Below are 15,462 nucleotides of genomic sequence, written 5' to 3' on the forward strand. Positions count from 1 at the left end.
GCCGCGCGATGGAGACCCTCGACGTGTCCCGTACGACGGAGACCCTCGAAGTGCGGAACCTGACCGTCCGATTCGCCGGCCTGACCGCGCTCGACGACGTCGGCTTCACCGTCCGCCCCGGCACCGTGCACGCCCTCATCGGGCCCAACGGCGCCGGGAAGTCCACCTGCTTCAACGTGCTGTCCGGGGTCTACCGGGCCACCTCGGGCAGCGTCCGCTTCGGCGGGCACGAGCTGACCGGCCTGGCCCCGCACCGCATCGCCGGCCTCGGCGTCGCCCGCATCTTCCAGAACCTCGCGCTGCCGCCCCGCGCCACCGTCGAGGACTGCCTGCTCCTCGGCCGGTACCGGCTGACCCGGACCGGCTTCCTGGCCGCCGGGCTGCGGCTGCCCTCGGCGGCCCGCGAGGAGCGCAGGCACCGGGCCCGCGTACGGGAGATCGCGGAGTTCGTCGGCATCGAGGACTGCCTCGACCGCCCGGCGGGCTCGCTGCCGTACGGGCGGCAGAAGCTCGCCGAACTCGCCCGCGCGCTGTGCATGGAACCGCGTCTGCTGCTCCTCGACGAGCCGGTCGCGGGCATGACCGCCGACGAACGGCGCCGTACCGCCGCGGTCGTCGCGGGCGTCCGGGACGGCCTCGGCGTCTCGATCGTGCTGGTCGAGCACGACATGGGGGTGGTGATGCGGCTCGCGGACGCGGTGACCGTCCTCGACTTCGGGCGCCGTATCGCCGACGGCCCACCCGCCGACGTACAGAACGATCCGGCGGTCGTGCGCGCGTACCTGGGAGCGGAGTCATGAGCACCTTCGTCGAGACCGTCCTCAACGGGCTGTCGCTGGGGTCGGTCTACGCGCTCATCGCGCTCGGGTTCGTGGTGATCTTCCGGGCCACCGAGGTCGTCAACTTCGCCCATGCCTCGCTGCTGCTCGCGGGCGGCTACATCACCGCCGTCCTCCACGACGACATCGGCTTCTGGCCCGCGCTGGCGGCGGGGATCGCGGGCGCCGCGCTGGTGGGCGCCACCGTCGAGTTCCTGGTCATGCGGCGCTACCGGGGCGGCGACCACAGCGTCCTGGCCATCGTCACCATCGGGGTCGACATCCTGCTCACCACCGAACTGGCCCGCCGGATCGGCACGGACGTCCTCACGCTCGGCGATCCGTGGGGCGACGCCGTCCTCACGATCGGGCCGATCTCGCTGGCGCACACGCGCATCGCCGCGTTCGTGACCGCGGCGCTGCTCATCACCGCGTTCCTGCTGGCCTTCCGGTACACCTCCTGGGGCGTGGCCATGCGCGCCGCGGCGGAGCGCCCGGAGACGGCCGCGCTGATGGGCGTACGCCTCGGACGGGTCTCGCTCGGGGCCTGGGCGGTGGCGGGCGCACTGGCCGCCGTGGCCGCCCTCTTCCTCACCGTCTTCCCCACACCGGGGCTGGAGCGGGCCACCTCGCTGACCGCGCTCAAGGCGTTCCCGGCGGCGATCCTCGGCGGACTGGACTCCACGACAGGCGCGCTCGTCGGCGGCCTCGTCGTCGGCGTCACGGAGTCCCTGGCCACCGCCTATCAGAGCGACCTGACATTCCTCGGGCGCGGCCTCGGCGACCTCGCGCCCTACCTCGTCATGGTCGCCGTCCTGCTCGTCCGCCCCGCCGGGCTGTTCGGCACGAAGGAGCTCGCACGTGTCTGAGGTCCTGCGCCGCGACAAGGCGGGCGCGTCGGCTCCCCGGACCGGCCGCCGCCCGGCTCTCCGCGTGCGCCCGCGCACCTGCCTGTGGACCGTCGCCGTGGTCCTGCTGCTCGCGTTCCCGTTCTACCTGGACCGCTTCTGGCTCCAGGCCGGGCTGTTCGCGATGGCCGCCGCGATCGGGGCCATCGGCCTCAACCTGCTCACCGGGGCGACGGGCCAGCTCTCCATGGGACACGCCTTCTTCCTCGCCGTCGGCGCCTACGGCTACTGCACCTTCGCCGCGGACGGCTCCGACGGCCTGACCGGCCTCGGCCTGCCGACCTGGCTCGCGGCCGTGCTCGCCGTGCTGGCCGCGGGCGCCGCGGGCGGCCTGTTCAGCCCGATCTCGGGCCGGCTCAGCGGCGCCTACCTGGGCATCGCCACCCTCGCCCTGGTCTTCATCGGCCAGCACGTGATGTTCAACGCGCACGGCCTGACCGGCGGCGCCAACGGCCGAGACGTACCGCCGCTGAACCTGTTCGGGCTCCCCTTCGACGACCGTGAACTCGTGGTCGCCGCCGTGCCGTTCGGCTCCGCGGAGAAGCTCTGGTACGCCGGTCTCGCGGTGCTGCCGGCCGGCGCCCTGTTCGCCCGCGGGGTGCTGGCGGGCCGGCCGGGCCGGGCCATGAACGCCATCCGCGACCACCGCATCGCCGCCGGCGTGCTCGGTGTGCCGGTGGCCCGCCACCGCGCCGCGGTCTTCGTGCTGTCGTCGATGTACGCGGGCCTCGCGGGCGTCCTGCTCGCGCTGGTCTTCCAGCGGACGGTGCCCGACTACTTCGGCATCACGCTGTCCCTCGACTACCTCGCCATGATCGTCATCGGCGGGCTCGGCTCGGTCTCCGGGGCGGTGGCCGGGGCCCTGTTCGTCTCCCTGCTGCCGCAGCTGCTGACCCGCTACAGCGACGCGCTGCCCCTGGTCTCCGCGCCGGGCACGGGCGGCATCGCTCCGGGCGAGGCGGCCCGGTACCTCTACGGCGCCGCCGTCGTGCTGGTGGTGCTGTTCCTGCCGGGCGGCCTGGCGGGGCTCGCCGTCCGGCGCCGCGGGAGAACCCGGTCGGCGCAGACCCATCCAGGGCACACAGGGGAGGAACGATGAACAGGACGTTCGCGGCGAGGGCCGCGGCCGGCGGGATCGCCGCCGTACTCGTGCTGGCCGGATGCAGTTCCAAGGCCGAGGACGGCGGCGACAAGACGTCGGCGGGCGGGGTGAAGACCGCGGAGGGCGTCTCCGGGAAGACCATCACGCTCGGCGCGCTCACCGACATGAGCGGCGTCTACGCGACGCTCGGCAAGAGCGTCACCCAGGCACAGCAGCTGTACGTGAAGCAGCTCGACGCCGCCGGGGGCGTCTGCGGCTACAAGGTGCGGCTCTCCGTCCGCGACCACGGCTACGACCCGCAGAAGGCCGTGTCCGCGTACACCGAGCTGGAGCCGAAGGTGCTGGGCTTCGTCCAGTTCATCGGCTCGCCGTTCGTCGCCGCGGTCAAGCAGCGCGTCGACGGCCAGGACAAGGGCCTGGTCCTGCCGCAGGCGTGGTCGGCGACGCTGCTCGGCAGCCCGTACATCCGGGTCATCGGGTCCACCTACGACCTGGAGACGATCAACGCCGTCGACTTCCTGATACGGGAGAAGGGGATCAGGAAGGGCGACAAGATCGGTCATGTGTACTTCGAGGGCGACTACGGCGAGAGCGCGCTCGTGGGCTCGAAGCACATGGCGAAGGAGGCCGGTCTGACCGTCGTCGAGCAGAAGATCAAGCCGACCGACAACGACATGACGGCGCAGGTCACCGCCCTGAAGAAGGCCGGGGTCAAGGCGATCGTGCTCAGCGCGGGCCCGCGCCAGGCCGCCTCGCTCGTCGGCGTCGCCGCGGCGAGCGGCTTCGACGTGCCGGTCATCGGCAACAACTCCGCCTTCGCCCCCCAGCTCCTCGCCACCGAGGCGGGGCCGGCCCTGACGAAGAACTACTACGTCGCCTCTCCCTCGCTGCCGATCGGCGCGGACACCCCGCAGGCGAAGAAGCTCGTCGCCGACTACCGGGCGGCCTACCCGAAGGACGCCCTCGACAACGGCATCGTCGCCGGCTGGACCGCCGCGTCGGTCTTCGGCGAGGCCCTGAAGAAGGCCTGCGCGAGCAAGGACCTCACCAGGGAGGGCGTCGACAAGGCACTGCTGACGCTCGACTCCTACGACATCGGCTTCGGCGTCGTCCAGGACTTCAGCGACCCGGCGGCCGCCTCCTCCCGCGAGAGCGTCATCCTCCAGCCGGACAAGAGCGTCACGGGCGGCATGAAGGTCGTCCGCCCGGCCGAGGCGTCGAAGGCGGCGCAGACGTACACTCCGTAGTCCTGAGACACCGGCACCGCGCGAACGAGGGGGCCCGGACCGTTGAACGGTCCGGGCCCCCTCGGGAGCGTCGCGGCGGAGCCTAGGGCAGCTGGGCCGCCCGCGCCTCACGCCGGTTGCCGCGGAAGTTGTTCACCCGGCGGGCCGTGGCGAACAGCGGGATCACCGCGCCGGTGACCAGCTGCAGCGCGCAGCCCGTCTGGAGCAGCAGCTGACCGCTCGGGGCGTCGAAGGCCCAGGCGGCCAGGAGCCCCATCGACACCACGATCCAGGACAGCATCGCCACCGCGAGGCGGCCCCGCGGCTTCGGGTACTCGACCCGGCTCACCATCAGCCAGGCCGTGCCCACGATCGCCAGCAGCGTCGCCACGAAGGGCAGCTCCAGCAGCACGATCGAGACGACCGTCAGTGCCCCGAAGGGCGACGGCATGCCCTGGAACATGCCGTTGGGCACCGTCACGCAGGAGAAGCGCGCCAGCCGCAGTACGACGGCCAGGAGCACCACGATTGCCCCGACCGCGGCCATCCGCTGGTGCGCGTCGTCGGCGACCATGCCGTACACGAGGACGAAGTACGCCGGCGCCAGACCGAAGCTGATCAGGTCCGAGAGGTTGTCCAGCTCCGCACCCATGGGGGAGGAGCGCAGCTTGCGTGCCACCAGGCCGTCGAACAGGTCGAAGACCGCCGCGCACAGCATCAGGATGACCGCGGTGGCCGCGCTGTGGCGGGCCATGCCGGTCTCCTGGTCGCCGGTGAGGTGCGGGATCAGGATGCCGGTGGTGGTGAAGTACACCGCCATGAAGCCGCACGTGGCGTTGCCGAGTGTGAGGGTGTCCGCTATCGACAGGCGCAGAGAGAGGGGCATCTCCTCCTCTTCGTCCACCTCGTCCGCCTCGGGCACCCAGCCCGCCTGGGTCTCAGGATCAATCACGGTCAATGCGAGTCACCCCAGCCACGGTCTTCTGACCGACCTCGACCGCGACCTCCACGCCCTCGGGCAGGTAGATGTCGACGCGCGAGCCGAAGCGGATCAGCCCGATGCGGTCACCCTGCTCGACCTTCGTGCCCTGCGGGATGTAGGGGACGATGCGGCGGGCCACCGCACCGGCGATCTGGATCATCTCGATGTCGCCGAGTTCGGTGTCGAAATGCCAGACTACGCGCTCGTTGTTCTCGCTCTCCTTGTTGAACGCCGGTACGAACCCGCCGGGGATGTGCTCGACCGACGTCACCGTGCCGGAGAGCGGCGCGCGGTTGACGTGGACGTTGAGCGGGCTCATGAAGATCGCGACGCGGGTGCGGCCGTCCTTCCACGGCATGATGCTCTGCACCACACCGTCGGCGGGGGAGATGACCCGGCCCTGGGCGATCTCGCGCTCAGGGTCGCGGAAGAACCACAGCATGCCCGCCGCGAGTGCGGTGGCGGGCACGGCCACGGCCTTGGCGGCGCCGGAGCGGCGCGCGCGGGCGAGGCTGAGTGCTGCGGTGGCGACGGTCGGGAGAAGCCACGGCGATGCTCCGCGCGCGAGGCGTACGCCGGCCCGGCTGTCGCTTGGTGCAGAGGTTTGGCTGTGGGGCATGGATGACCTTCGTAGCGGATGATGCCGCGCAGTAACGGGGGACGGCGGCTTTCCCGGGATGGTACCGGTCGCGGACCACAACTGGGCAAGCCAGGAAGCCGAGTCGGGGGCCGAAGAAGGATGACGGGGTGTGATCTTCTTCTCCAAGAAAACACCCCGTATCCGGACATCTAGCCCTGGAATCGATACTCTTCGAGCAGCCTGCGGCCGATGATCATTTTCTGGATTTCGGCGGTACCTTCGCCGATCAGCAGCATCGGGGCCTCACGGTAGAGGCGCTCGATCTCGTACTCCTTGGAGAAGCCGTAGCCGCCGTGGATCCGGAAGGCGTCCTCCACGACCTCCTTGCAGTACTCGGAGGCGAGGTACTTCGCCATCCCGGCCTCAAGGTCGTTTCGCTCTCCGGAGTCCTTTTTGCGTGCCGCGTTCACCATCATCGCATGCGCGGCCTCGACCTTGGTGGCCATCTCCGCCAGCTTGAACTGAATGGCCTGGTGCTGGGCGATCGCCTTGCCGAAAGTGTGGCGTTGCTGGGCGTACCGGACGCCCAGCTCGAAGGCACGCTGGGCGACGCCGCAGCCACGCGCCGCCACGTTGACGCGGCCGACCTCGACTCCGTCCATCATTTGGTAAAAACCTCGGCCGGTGACGCCGCCGAGCACCCGATCGGCCGGAAGCCGCAGGCCATCCATGATCAGCTCGGTGGTGTCGACGCCCTTGTAGCCCATCTTGTCGATCTTCCCGGGGATGGTGAGGCCGGGCCGGACCTCTCCGAAGCCGGGCTCCTTCTCGATCAGGAAGGTGGTCATCGACTTGTGGGGCGCCGTGCCCTCGGGGTGTCCTTCGTCACTTCGGACGAGAACGGCGACCAGGCTTGACGTTCCGCCGTTCGTCAGCCACATCTTCTGGCCGTTCAGGACGTACTCGTCGCCGTCCTTGACCGCCTTGGAGCTGATCGCCGAGACGTCCGAGCCCAGCGCGGGCTCCGACATGGAGAAGGCGCCGCGGATGTCGCCGGCCGCCATGCGCGGCAGGAAGTGGTCCTTCTGCTCCTGCGTGCCGTGCTGCTTGAGCATGTACGCCACGATGAAGTGGGTGTTGATGATGCCGGAGACCGACATCCAGCCGCGGGCGATCTCCTCCACGCACAGGGCGTAGGTGAGGAGCGACTCGCCCAGGCCGCCGTACTCCTCAGGGATCATCAGGCCGAACAGGCCCAGTTCCTTGAGGCCGTCGACGATCTGCTGCGGATACTCGTCGCGGTGCTCCAGCTCGGTGGCGACCGGGATGATCTCCTTGTCCACGAAGTCGCGGACGGTGGAGAGGATCTCCTGCTGGATGTCGGTCAGACCGGCGGTCTGGGCGAGGCGTGCCATGGGGCTCAGCCCTCCTGAAGTTCCGGGCGGCCGGGCTGCTCGCCGCCGCGCTCCTTGATGTACGTCTCGGTCGGCACCATCACCTTGCGGCGGAACACGCAGACCAGCGTGCCGTCCTGCTTGTAGCCCTTGGTCTCGACGTGGACGATGCCGCGGTCGTTCTTCGACTTCGACGGCCACTTGTCGAGCACGGTCGTCTGGCCGTAGATGGTGTCGCCGTGGAAGGTCGGCGCCACGTGCTTGAGCGACTCGATCTCCAGGTTGGCGATCGCCTTGCCGGAGATGTCCGGGACGGACATGCCGAGCAGCAGGGAGTAGATGTAGTTCCCGACGACGACGTTCTTGCCGAAGTCCGTCGTCTTCTCCGCATAGTTGGTGTCCATGTGGAGCGGGTGGTGGTTCATGGTGAGGAGACAGAAGAGGTGGTCGTCGTACTCCGTGACCGTCTTGCCCGGCCAGTGCTTGTACGTCGCCCCGACCTCGAACTCCTCGTAGGTGCGTCCGAACTGCATGACCGTCAGGCCTCCGGGATCTCGAACTTGCTGGTGCGCTGCATGCCGGCGGCCCGGCCCTTGCCGGAGACGACCAGGGCCATCTTGCGGCTGGCCTCGTCGATCATCTCGTCGCCGAGCATCGCGGAGCCCTTCTTGCCGCCCGCCTCGGACGTGTAGTAGTCGTACGCGTCCAGGATCAGCTCGGCGTGGTCGTAGTCCTCCTGCGAGGGCGAGAAGATCTCGTTGGACGCCTCGACCTGGCCCGGGTGCAGCACCCACTTGCCGTCGAAGCCGAGCGCGGCGGCGCGCTGGGCGACCTCGCGGTAGCCGTCGATGTTGCGGATCTGCAGGTAGGGGCCGTCGATCGCCTGGAGGTTGTTGGCGCGGGCGGCCATCAGGATCTTCATCAGGATGTAGTGGTAGGCGTCCGCCGGGTAGCCGGGCGGCTGCTCGCCCACGACCAGCGACTTCATGTTGATGGAGGCCATGAAGTCGGCCGGGCCGAAGATGATGGTCTCGACGCGCTGGGAGGCCGTCGCGATCTCGTTGACGTTGTTCAGGCCCTGGGCGTTCTCGATCTGCGCCTCGATGCCGATCTTGCCGACCTCGAAGCCCATGGTCTTCTCGATCTGGGTCAGCAGGAGGTCGAGCGCGACGATCTGCTCGGCCGTCTGCACCTTCGGCAGCATGATGCAGTCGAGGTTCTGACCGGCGCCCTCGACGACTGTGACGACGTCGCGGTACGTCCACTCGGTCGTCCAGTCGTTGACGCGCACGACCCTCGTCTTGCCGGTCCAGTCACCCTCGTTGAGGAACTTCACGATGGTGTGCCGCGCCTCGGGCTTGGCGAGCGGGGCGCACGCGTCCTCCAGGTCCAGGAAGACCTGGTCGGCGGGCAGACCCTGGGCCTTCTCCAGGAAGCGGGGGTTCGAGCCCGGCACGGCCAGGCAGGAGCGCCTCGGGCGGAGACGGTTGACGGTCATGCGGGGACCTCCAGGGGGTCGAGCTTGTTCGCGTTCCGGATCTCGTCGACGATGCGGCCGATGATGCCGGTGATGTCGAAGTCCTTCGGGGTGAAGACGGCGGCCACACCGGCGGCCCTGAGCTGTTCGGCGTCGCCATTCGGGATGATGCCACCGGCGATCACCGGGATGTCTGTGGCACCGGCCACACGCAGCCGCTCCAGGACGTCCGGCACCAGCTGGGCGTGCGAGCCGGAGAGGATGGACAGGCCGACCGCGTGCACGTCCTCGGCCAGGGCCGCGTCCACGATCTGCTCGGGGGTGAGCCGGATGCCCTGGTAGACCACCTCGAAGCCGGCGTCACGCGCGCGCACGGCGATCTGCTCGGCGCCGTTGGAGTGGCCGTCCAGGCCGGGCTTGCCGACCAGGAAGCGGAGCTTGCCCACGCCCAGGTCCTTGGCCGTGAGGTCGACCTTGCGGCGCACCTGCGCCATCGCCGAGCCCTCCTCGGCGGGGACCGCCACCGGTGCCGAGGAGACACCGGTCGGCGCGCGGAACTCGCCGAACACCTCGCGCAGGGCCCCGGCCCACTCGCCGGTCGTGACGCCGGCGCGGGCGCACTCCAGGGTGGCCTCCATGAGGTTGCCGGTGCCCTTCGCGGCCTCCTTCAGCTTCTCCAGCGCCTTGCAGGGGCGCGGGTGGTTGAAGGGCGGCTGGTAGCGGGTGTCGCGCCAGTTCTGCAGACCCGCGATCACCCGGGCCTCGACGGCCGGGTCGACCGTCTGGATGGCCGTGTCGAGATCGGCCGTCAGCGGGTTCGGCTCGGTGGTCTCGAAGATGTTGACGCCGACGATCTTCTCCTGGCCGGACTCGATACGGCCGCGCCGCTCGGCGTGCGAGGAGACGAGCTGCGACTTGAGGTAGCCGGACTCGACGGCGGCCATCGCGCCGCCCATCTCCTGGATCCGCTCGATCTCGGCGAGGGAGTCCTCGACGAGCTTCGCGACCTTCGCCTCGATGACGTGCGAGCCCTCGAAGATGTCCTCGTACTCCAGCAGGTCGCTCTCGTGCGCCAGCACCTGCTGGATGCGCAGCGACCACTGCTGGTCCCAGGGGCGGGGCAGGCCCAGCGCCTCGTTCCAGGCGGGGAGCTGGACGGCACGCGCGCGTGCGTCCTTGGAGAGGGTCACGGCCAGCATCTCCAGGACGATGCGCTGGACGTTGTTCTCCGGCTGCGCCTCGGTCAGGCCCAGGGAGTTGACCTGGACGCCGTAGCGGAAGCGGCGCTGCTTGGGGTTCTCGATGCCGTAGCGCTCGCGGGTGATCTTGTCCCAGATGCGGCCGAACGCCCGCATCTTGCACATCTCCTCGACGAAGCGCACGCCGGCGTTGACGAAGAAGGAGATGCGGGCGACGACGTCGCCGAACTTCTCGGTGGGCACCTGACCGGAGTCCCGGACGGCATCCAGGACCGCGATCGCCGTGGACATCGCGTACGCGATCTCCTGCACCGGCGTGGCGCCCGCCTCCTGCAGGTGGTAGCTGCAGATGTTGATCGGGTTCCACTTCGGGATGTGGGAGACCGTGTACGCGATCATGTCCGTCGTCAGGCGCAGGCTCGGCCCGGGCGGGAAGACGTGCGTCCCGCGGGAGAGGTACTCCTTGACGATGTCGTTCTGGGTCGTCCCCTGGAGCTTGGTGATGTCGGCGCCCTGCTCCTCGGCGACGACCTGGTAGAGCGCCAGCAGCCACATGGCGGTGGCGTTGATCGTCATCGAGGTGTTCATCTGCTCCAGAGGGATGTCCTGGAACAGCCGTCGCATGTCACCGAGATGGGCCACCGGCACGCCGACCCGGCCGACCTCGCCGCGGGCGAGGATGTGGTCGGAGTCGTAGCCGGTCTGCGTCGGCAGGTCGAACGCGACCGACAGTCCGGTCTGGCCCTTGGCGAGGTTGCGCCGGTACAGCTCGTTGGACGCCTCGGCCGTGGAGTGACCGGCGTACGTGCGCATGAGCCACGGCCGGTCCTTCTCCCGCTTGCCTTCGGCGGGCTGACGCTCAGTCATCTATGACCCCGGGTGTCTCAGATGTTGCGGAAGCGGTTGATGGCGTCGAGGTGCTGGGCGCGCATCTCCTCGTCGCGCACGCCGAGACCCTCCTCGGGGGCGAGGCACAGCACGCCGACCTTGCCCTGGTGGAGGTTGCGGTGCACGTCGTAGGCCGCCTGGCCGGTCTCCTCCAGGGAGTAGACCTTCGACAGCGTCGGGTGGATCTTGCCCTTCGCGATCAGCCGGTTGGCCTCCCAGGCCTCGCGGTAGTTGGCGAAGTGCGAGCCGATGATCCGCTTCAGCGACATCCACAGGTAGCGGTTGTCGTACTCGTGCATGTAGCCCGAGGTGGAGGCGCAGGTGGTGATGGTGCCGCCCTTGCGGGTGACGAAGACACTCGCGCCGAAGGTCTCGCGGCCGGGGTGCTCGAAGACGATGTCGATGTCCTCGCCGCCGGTGAGTTCGCGGATGCGCTTGCCGAAGCGCTTCCATTCCTTGGGGTCCTGGGTCTGCTCGTCCTTCCAGAACCTGTAGCCCTCGGCGTTGCGGTCGATGATCGACTCGGCGCCCATCGAGCGGCAGATGTCCGCCTTCTGCTCGCTGGAGACGACACAGATCGGGTTGGCGCCGCCGGCCAGCGCGAACTGCGTGGCGTACGAGCCGAGTCCGCCGCTCGCGCCCCAGATCAGGACGTTGTCGCCCTGCTTCATACCGGCGCCGTTGCGGGAGACCAGCTGGCGGTAGGCGGTGGAGTTGACGAGGCCGGGGGCCGCCGCCTCCTCCCAGCTCAGGTGACCGGGCTTGGGCATCAGCTGGTTGGACTTGACGAGCGCGATCTCGGCGAGGCCGCCGAAGTTGGTCTCGAAGCCCCAGATGCGCTGCTCGGGGTCGAGCATCGTGTCGTTGTGGCCGTCGCTGGACTCCAGCTCCACGGAGAGGCAGTGCGCGACGACCTCGTCACCGGGGTGCCAGGCGTTGACGCCCGGGCCGGTGCGCAGGACGACGCCCGCGAGGTCGGAGCCGATGATGTGGTACGGCAGGTCGTGGCGCTTGGCCAGGTCGTTGGTGCGGCCGTAGCGCTCCAGGAACCCGAACGTGGACAGCGGCTCGAAGATCGAGGTCCACACCGAGTTGTAGTTGACCGAGGAGGCCATGACGGCCACCAGGGCCTCGCCCGGGCCGAGTTCGGGCAGCGGCACGTCGTCCAGGTGGATCGACTTGCGCGGGTCCTTGTCGCGGGTCTCGAGGCCCGCGAACATCTCGGTCTCGTCCTTGTGCACGGTGATCGCGCGGTACGACTCGGGGAGCGGCAGGGCGGCGAAGTCGCCCGGCGTCGAGTCCGGCGACTGGATCGCGTCCAGGATGTCCTTCACGGTCACGGTGTTGCCTCCGGCGGTACGCGTCCTTGAGGGAAGGGCGCTGAGGGGTTCGTCGGTGCTGCTGAGGGTTTTGAAGGTGCCGTCGGTTCGGCTCGGTGGTGCTTCGGCAGCGCTGGGTGGCGCGGGAGGTTGCCTGTGACGCAGGCGTCCGGGCGGGCAGGTCGATGACTTGCTGGGACAGCCGGCGTGCGAAAGGTCGCTGCACGCCGGCCGCCCGGACTCCTTCAACGTATGACACCGCGTGTCACCTCGCAAGGCACTGAGTGCCAGAGATTGCGCTCAGGCGAAATCTTTACGTAACAAATGAGCGATGATCGATCGAACGAGGCCTGAAAACCGCTGGAAAAGGGCGCCTGACATGCCAAAACGGCCACCCCGAAGGGTGGCCGTCATCACAGGGCCGAGGAGCTCCCCGGCGTGCCTCAGCGCTCCTTGAGCGCCTCCTCGATGGTCCGCATGACCTCGTCCAGCGGGGCGTCCGTGCGGGCGACCGTGACCAGCACCTCACCCTGGTGGGAGACCGCCGCGGGGGCCGGCGGCTTCGGCGCGGTCGAGCGCCCCGCCCCGATGCCGGTCCCGAACGTCTTGCGCACGATGGCGAAGGCGTGGTCCAGCTGCGCCTCCACGTCGCCCTGGCCGCCGGCCCTGAGCCAGCGCCGCAGGACGTGGTTGTGGGCGGTGACCACGGCGGACGCGGCGACCTCCGCCAGCAGCGGGTCGTCGTTGGCGTCGTCGTCGTGCGCGTGCTCGTCGAAGTGGCCGAGCAGGTAGCGGGTGAACAGGCGCTCGTAGCGGGCCACCGACGCGATCTCCGCCTCGCGCAGGGTGGGTACCTCGCGGGTCAGCTTGTAGCGGGCGACCGAGATCTCCGGCCGGGCCGCGTACATCCGCATGACCTCCTTGATGCCGCGGCACACCGTGTCGAGCGGATGCTCGTGCGGGGGCGCCGCGTTGAGGACCGCCTCCGCCCGGACCAGCGTGTCGTCGTGGTCCGGGAAGATCGCCTCTTCCTTGGAGCGGAAGTGGCGGAAGAAGGTGCGGCGCGCGACCCCGGCCGCGGCCGCGATCTCGTCGACGGTGGTCGCCTCGTACCCCTTGGTCGCGAACAGCTCCATCGCCGCGGCCGCCAGTTCGCGGCGCATCTTGAGGCGCTGGGCGGCCGCGCGACTGCCCGCGGCACTTTCCGGCGCGTCGGGCGTGGCTGGTGTACGTGAGGACTTGGCGGGCTGGGACATGACCTGAACGTACTGCATGTGCGCAGCTTGTTGCGCATGTACGGGGTTTCCCCCGCCCTCCTCGGGCGGGGGAGCGCCGCGGTGCGCGGCAGGGGGGTGGCTGCCGGGTTCCAGCAGCCCGCCCCAGTCCGTCTCGCCGCCGAACCAGCCGCCGACGCCGTCAGGGGGCCTGCCGTGGACCATGCCGCGGTCGCGCGAGAGGGACCGCTCCTCGGAGTCGGCCTGATCCACGAGACGCCCCCTAGCGCCGGGCGTACTCACGGAAGCCGCGGCCCGTCTTGCGGCCGAGGCAGCCGGCGGCCACCAGGTGCTCGAGCAGCGGGGCCGGGGCCAGGCCCGGGTCCCGGAACTCGCGGTGCAGCACCTTCTCGATCGCCAGGGAGACGTCCAGCCCGACGACGTCCAGGAGCTCGAACGGGCCCATCGGGTAGCCGCCGCCCAGCTTCATGGCGGCGTCGATGTCGTCGAGGGTCGCGTAGTGCTCCTGGACCATCTTGATCGCGTTGTTGAGGTACGGGAACAGCAGCGCGTTCACGATGAAGCCGGCCCGGTCCCCGCAGTCCACCGCGTGCTTCCTGATCTTCGTGCAGACCTCGCGGACCGTCGCGTGCACGTCCTCGGCGGTCAGCACCGTACGGACGACCTCGACCAGCTTCATCGCGGGCGCCGGGTTGAAGAAGTGCATGCCGATCACGTCCTGCGGGCGCGAGGTGGCGCGGGCGCAGGCGACGACGGGCAGCGAGGAGGTCGTGGTGGCCAGGATCGCGCCCGGCTTGCAGACCTTGTCCAGCGCCTGGAACAGCTGCTGCTTGATCTCCAGGTCCTCGGCGACGGCCTCGACGGCCAGGTCGACGTCGGCGAAGGCCTCGTAGGAGCCCGCCGCGGTGATCCGGTCCAGGGTCTGCGCCGCGGCCTCGGCGGTCATCCGGCCCTTGTCGACCGAGCGCGCGAGGGACTTGCCGATCCGGGCCTTGGCGGCCTGCGCCTTCTCCTCGCTGCGGGCGGCGATGACGACGTCGTAGCCGGCCTTGGCGAAGACCTCGACGATGCCGGACGCCATGGTGCCGGAGCCGGCGACGCCGACCGAGCGGACCTCGCGGCCCGGGGTGAGGGTGCCGCCCTCCAGCGGGGTCAGCGCGTCGCGCACGACGGCGGCGCTGCCCGGGGCCTCGTAGGTGTAGAAGCCGCGGCCCGACTTGCGGCCGGTCAGGCCCGCCTCGCTGAGCTGCTTGAGGATCGGGGCCGGGGCGTGCAGCCGGTCGTGGGACTCCGCGTACATGGCCTCCAGGACCGTGCGGGCGGTGTCGACGCCGATCAGGTCGAGCAGCGCCAGCGGGCCCATCGGCAGACCGCAGCCGAGCCGCATCGCGGCGTCGATGTCCTCGCGGGAGGCGTACTTCGCCTCGTACATCGCGGCGGCCTGGTTGAGGTAGCCGAACAGCAGCCCGTCGGCGACGAATCCGGGCCGGTCGCCGACCGCGACGGGCTCCTTGCCGAGGTCGAGGGCGAGGTCGGTGACCGCGGAGACGGCGTGCGGCGCGGTCAGCACCGAGGAGACGACCTCGACGAGCTTCATGGCCGGCGCCGGGTTGAAGAAGTGCAGGCCGAGCACGCGCTCCGGGCGGGAGGAGTCGGCGGCCAGCCGGGTCACGGACAGGGCGTTGGTACCGGTCGCGAGGATCGCCTCCGGCCGCACGATGCCGTCGAGTTCACGGAAGATCTGCTGCTTGATCTCGTACGACTCCGGAGCCACCTCGATGACGAGGTCGGCGTCGGCCGCGGCGCGCAGGTCGGTGGAGGTGCGGACGCGGGCGAGCGCGTCGGCGCGCTCCTGCTCGGTCAGCCTGCCCCGCTCCACGGCGCGGGCGGTGGCGGTCTCCAGGGTGGCGACGGCCTTGGCGGCCGCGGCCTCGCTGATGTCGATGCCGACGACCTCGCGGCCGGCCCTGGCGAGGACCTCGGCGATGCCGGTGCCCATGGTGCCGAGGCCGACGACGGCGACGGTCGACAGCGGCGACGAGGAGGAGGGGGCGGAGTGGGACAGGGGAGTGGCCATCGCGGGACTCCAGGAATGAGGGGTGACGACTGGGAGCGCGTCCGGGTGCGCCGGGCCAGACCGGCGGGAGCCGGGCCTGGGGCGCACCGGATGCGGTGCTGAATGCGGGTGTTGCCGGGCTGCGAGCGCACACGCCCGGATCCGTCGCCATGGGCGCGCACACGCCTGGAGCGAACGGCGGAAACCGACCGGCCCTGTCCCGAGGCCGGGTCGTGCTGCGGTACTCGAGGTACCGAACCGACTGCTCTCACGGCGGC

At 70.0% G+C, this 15,462-nt stretch carries 13 protein-coding genes; 4 read left to right on the plus strand and 9 right to left on the minus strand.

Features of this window, described 5'->3' with window-relative positions; translation table 11 throughout:
* The first annotated feature begins 8 nt into the window (after positions 1 to 8).
* From ACFU97_RS24310 to ACFU97_RS24325, 4 genes are read left to right on the plus strand one after another with little or no spacing between them, the layout of a single operon-like run.
* The gene (locus ACFU97_RS24310; protein ID WP_384260220.1) at positions 9 to 800 is read left to right on the plus strand and encodes an ABC transporter ATP-binding protein; all 792 of its coding nucleotides are present in this window, start codon (positions 9 to 11) and stop codon (positions 798 to 800) included.
* The gene (locus ACFU97_RS24315) at positions 797 to 1,687 is read left to right on the plus strand and encodes a branched-chain amino acid ABC transporter permease (RefSeq protein WP_384260045.1); all 891 of its coding nucleotides are present in this window, start codon (positions 797 to 799) and stop codon (positions 1,685 to 1,687) included. The genes ACFU97_RS24310 and ACFU97_RS24315 overlap by 4 nt, the downstream gene beginning before the upstream one ends.
* Positions 1,680 to 2,825: a branched-chain amino acid ABC transporter permease gene (locus tag ACFU97_RS24320; protein ID WP_384260048.1), complete on the plus strand. Its 1,146-nt coding sequence runs from the start codon at positions 1,680 to 1,682 to the stop codon at positions 2,823 to 2,825. The genes ACFU97_RS24315 and ACFU97_RS24320 overlap by 8 nt, the downstream gene beginning before the upstream one ends.
* Positions 2,822 to 4,075 (plus strand): ABC transporter substrate-binding protein, encoded by a 1,254-nt coding sequence (locus ACFU97_RS24325; RefSeq protein ID WP_384260050.1) that lies wholly within the window; start codon positions 2,822 to 2,824, stop codon positions 4,073 to 4,075. Before ACFU97_RS24320 ends, ACFU97_RS24325 begins: the two co-directional genes overlap by 4 nt.
* Before the next feature lie 82 nt (positions 4,076 to 4,157).
* On the opposite strand, the gene pssA is transcribed toward ACFU97_RS24325, so the two are convergent.
* The 9 genes from pssA to ACFU97_RS24370 all read right to left on the minus strand — a co-directional run bounded on the left by pssA (position 4,158) and on the right by ACFU97_RS24370 (position 15,205).
* Positions 4,158 to 5,012 (minus strand): CDP-diacylglycerol--serine O-phosphatidyltransferase, encoded by an 855-nt coding sequence (gene pssA, locus ACFU97_RS24330; protein ID WP_384260052.1) that lies wholly within the window; start codon positions 5,010 to 5,012, stop codon positions 4,158 to 4,160.
* Positions 4,999 to 5,655, minus strand: a complete 657-nt coding sequence (locus ACFU97_RS24335) for a phosphatidylserine decarboxylase (protein ID WP_384260222.1) — start codon at positions 5,653 to 5,655, stop codon at positions 4,999 to 5,001. Before ACFU97_RS24335 ends, pssA begins: the two co-directional genes overlap by 14 nt.
* A gap of 170 nt (positions 5,656 to 5,825) precedes the next feature.
* Positions 5,826 to 7,031, minus strand: a complete 1,206-nt coding sequence (locus tag ACFU97_RS24340) for an acyl-CoA dehydrogenase family protein (RefSeq protein ID WP_384260055.1) — start codon at positions 7,029 to 7,031, stop codon at positions 5,826 to 5,828.
* 5 nt (positions 7,032 to 7,036) lie between these two features.
* Complete coding sequence (locus tag ACFU97_RS24345) at positions 7,037 to 7,543, minus strand: MaoC family dehydratase (RefSeq protein WP_383602233.1); 507 nt, start codon at positions 7,541 to 7,543, stop codon at positions 7,037 to 7,039.
* A 5-nt stretch (positions 7,544 to 7,548) separates the two neighbouring features.
* Entirely contained in the window at positions 7,549 to 8,508 is a 960-nt protein-coding gene (locus ACFU97_RS24350; RefSeq protein WP_384260058.1) for an HpcH/HpaI aldolase/citrate lyase family protein, read from the minus strand.
* Positions 8,505 to 10,553, minus strand: a complete 2,049-nt coding sequence (locus tag ACFU97_RS24355; protein WP_384260061.1) for a protein meaA — start codon at positions 10,551 to 10,553, stop codon at positions 8,505 to 8,507. The genes ACFU97_RS24350 and ACFU97_RS24355 overlap by 4 nt, the downstream gene beginning before the upstream one ends.
* Positions 10,554 to 10,570: 17 nt before the next feature.
* Positions 10,571 to 11,914, minus strand: coding sequence for a crotonyl-CoA carboxylase/reductase (gene ccrA, locus ACFU97_RS24360; RefSeq protein ID WP_384260063.1), 1,344 nt, complete (start codon positions 11,912 to 11,914; stop codon positions 10,571 to 10,573).
* 422 nt (positions 11,915 to 12,336) lie between these two features.
* The gene (locus tag ACFU97_RS24365) at positions 12,337 to 13,149 is read right to left on the minus strand and encodes a TetR family transcriptional regulator (protein ID WP_384260225.1); all 813 of its coding nucleotides are present in this window, start codon (positions 13,147 to 13,149) and stop codon (positions 12,337 to 12,339) included.
* Positions 13,150 to 13,390: 241 nt separating this feature from the next.
* Positions 13,391 to 15,205: a 3-hydroxyacyl-CoA dehydrogenase family protein gene (locus tag ACFU97_RS24370; RefSeq protein WP_384260065.1), complete on the minus strand. Its 1,815-nt coding sequence runs from the start codon at positions 15,203 to 15,205 to the stop codon at positions 13,391 to 13,393.
* Between the last annotated feature and the right edge of the window lie 257 nt (positions 15,206 to 15,462).

Source organism: Streptomyces sp. NPDC057616, from assembly GCF_042800575.1.
In the GTDB taxonomy this organism is placed as follows: Bacteria; Actinomycetota; Actinomycetes; order Streptomycetales; family Streptomycetaceae; genus Streptomyces.